Source organism: Paenibacillus sp. 01T422, from assembly GCF_056398785.1.
Genome location: NZ_JBFTQB010000880.1, coordinates 1 through 2696, shown reverse-complemented (window position 1 = coordinate 2696; position 2696 = coordinate 1). Strand labels below are relative to the sequence as shown.

Sequence of the window (2696 nt, the reverse complement as noted above, 5' to 3'; positions counted from 1 at the left end):
CGGTCTATCCTTCCAATAGCGGAGAATGTTGGGGATCTCTTTTGCATGGTGTAGCGCCGCAACGGCATGAGTCTCATGTGCATATTCAAAAAAATCGAAGCTTTCCGGCGGATTCGTCGTCCCCATCTATTTTCCGGTTATTGCGAAAATCGAGACCTGACAGTACGATGGCAGCATTCGTCTCCTGGCTACCCATTATTACCGGCATCATTGAAGAGATTGATGGCATGAATAAATATGCCGCATCGGATGAAGAGCTCATCCMTGCCATCGGGGCGTACCTTCGTTCGAATCCGGGGCTTGAGCTCTTGTTCGTTCAATTGGATGATGTGGATGCCGCCGGCCATCGCCATGGGTATGGGGAAGGGTCCGCGGAATATTTGAAGGCCATCACTCGCGCTGACAAACAGATCGGCGAGATCAGCAAAGCTCTGCTGGAAGCGGGAATGCTGGAAGACAGCCTGCTGATCATCACAACGGACCACGGCGGCGGTGGTGTGGACGCTTTCAATCATGGGAGCGATGCGCCGCGGGATATGACCATTTTCTGGGGCTGCCGAGGTCCTGGTATTAATCCGGAGGCCAACTTGGTGGGTCTGTCGATTATGGACACAGCGGCGGTCGCGCTTCATGCGCTTGGCCTGCCAATCCCTAGAGGTTGGGATGCCAAGCTGCCGGCGGGATTGTTGGGTTAGGATTGGGACAGTTCGATGACCATCGAGCTGTCTTTTTCTTTTATAGCTGCCTATTTTACAAGCATCCTCTCCTTTTTTTGAATATTGTGCTCAAGAGAGGAGTGAGGGCGTTGATCCAAGTTACGATTGCCGCTGTCGGAGATCTATTGATGAAAAGTGAAATTATTACCGCAGCCAAAAGGCCGGAAGGGCATGCGTTTGATCCTCTTTTCGAAGAGGTTGCCTCTATTTTAAAAGCTCATGATTTGGCATTGGGTAATTTGGAAACGACCTTCTCCGGCAAAAGATTGCTGGGCTCCCCCGGCATCCGCCCCAAATGCAACTGCCCAAGAGAGCGCAGAAATCCAAGAACGGGACTTCCTGTCTTCAATTGCCCGGATGAGCTGGCAGGTTCGCTGAAAAAGGCAGGTTTCCATGTCCTTACAACAGCCAACAACCATTGTATGGACGGTGGGCGCAGTGGGGTGAAACGAACCTTGCAGGTTTTGGACGCGCATAAACTTCAACATACCGGAACCGCACGTTCTGTTAAAGAAGCAAAAGGGCCGCTGATCGTGGATGTGAAAGGTGTACGCATCGGCATAGTGGCCTATACCGAGAAAATAAATGCCATTCCAGTACCGAAGAGGTGGCTTGTTAATCGGTTCCATGCGAATCAGATGGCAGCGGATATTCGGGAAATGAAGGACAAGGCAGACGTTATCATAGCATGTCTTCATTTCGGCAAAGAGTATAGGAACTACCCGGATAATAGTCAGAAAAAGTGGATGGAGTTCCTGTTCAGGCAAGGTGTGAACGTGGTCTTAGGGGCGCATCCGCATGTGCTTCACCCGGTCACTCAGTCGGTGACTAAAGATAAATACGGCGTAGAGCGGACTCGCGTCGCGGCTTCTTCCTTGGGGAATTTCGTATCAGCGAAGCTGACGAAAGGGACGAACACAGTTCGGGGCATGATCCTGTCGCTCACCTTGACGAAGCTTGACAATGGTCGAACGGATATCAGCGACGTTGAGCAAATCCCTACGATTGTGGAGCGTAGCAAAGGGGAGACGACGGTGTATGCCGTTGTTCCGGAGAGGTGATACGGGGCGGGGAGTGCGTTCCGAAAGTCATCGCTAGCGTCGTAGAACAAGCTTAACGACGAGGCGATGCCCCATCGTCTCTGCGAATCCCTGCTGTAACGCTGATTATCATCGCTAACGTATGCTGAACGCTCCGAAAGTCGTTGCAAGCGTCATAGAACAAGCTTAACGACGAGGCGATGCCACATCGTCTCCACGAATCCCTGCTGTAACGCTGATTATCATCGCTAACGCAGGCTGAACGCTCCGAAAGTCGTCGCAAGCGTCAAAAAACAAGCTTAACGACGAGGCGATGCCCCATCGTCTCCACGAATCCCTGCTGTAACGCTGATTATCATTGCTAACGCAAGCTGAACGCTCCGAAAGTCGTAGCTAGCGTCGAAAAACAAGCTTAACGACGAGGCGATGCCCCATCGTCTCCATGAATCCCTGCTGTAACGTTGATTATCATCGCTAACGCAGGCTGAACGCACCGAAAGTCTTCGCTAGCGTCGTAAAACAAGCTWAACGACGAGGCGATGCCCCATCGTCTCCMCGAATCCCYGYTGTAACGCTGATTATCAACGCTAACGTAGGCTGGACGCTCCGAAAGTCGTCGCGAGCGTCGAAAAACAAGCTTAACGACGAGGCGATGCCCATCGCGTCCATGAATCCCTGCTGTAACGCTGATTATCATCGCTAACGTAGGCTGAACGCTCCGAAAGTTGCCTCTAGCGTCGAAAAACAAGCTTAACGACGAGGCGATGCGCCATCGTCTCCATGAATCCCTGCTGTAACGCTGATTATCATCGCTAACGCAGGCTGAACGCTCCGAAAGTCGTCGCAAGCGTCGAAAAACAAGCTTAACGACGAGGCGATGCCCCATCGTCTCCACGAATCCCTGCTGTAACGCTGATTATCATCGCTAACGCAGGCTGAA

The 2696-nt window shown here is 52.0% G+C and carries 3 protein-coding genes; 2 read left to right on the top strand and 1 reads right to left on the bottom strand.

Translation table 11 applies throughout. The annotated features are described in order from the left end of the window. Together AC1DUA_RS32865 and AC1DUA_RS32860 are read left to right on the top strand one after the other, a co-directional pair. Positions 1-695 (top strand): alkaline phosphatase family protein (locus AC1DUA_RS32865; protein WP_477503730.1); only part of this gene is annotated, 695 nt, incomplete at its 5' end. A gap of 110 nt (positions 696-805) precedes the next feature. Further along, complete coding sequence (locus AC1DUA_RS32860) at positions 806-1777, top strand: CapA family protein (RefSeq protein WP_477503729.1); 972 nt, start codon at positions 806-808, stop codon at positions 1775-1777. A gap of 729 nt (positions 1778-2506) precedes the next feature. Here AC1DUA_RS32860 and AC1DUA_RS32855 read toward each other — a convergent pair. Beyond that, positions 2507-2696 (bottom strand): hypothetical protein (locus AC1DUA_RS32855; RefSeq protein WP_477503728.1); only part of this gene is annotated, 190 nt, incomplete at its 5' end.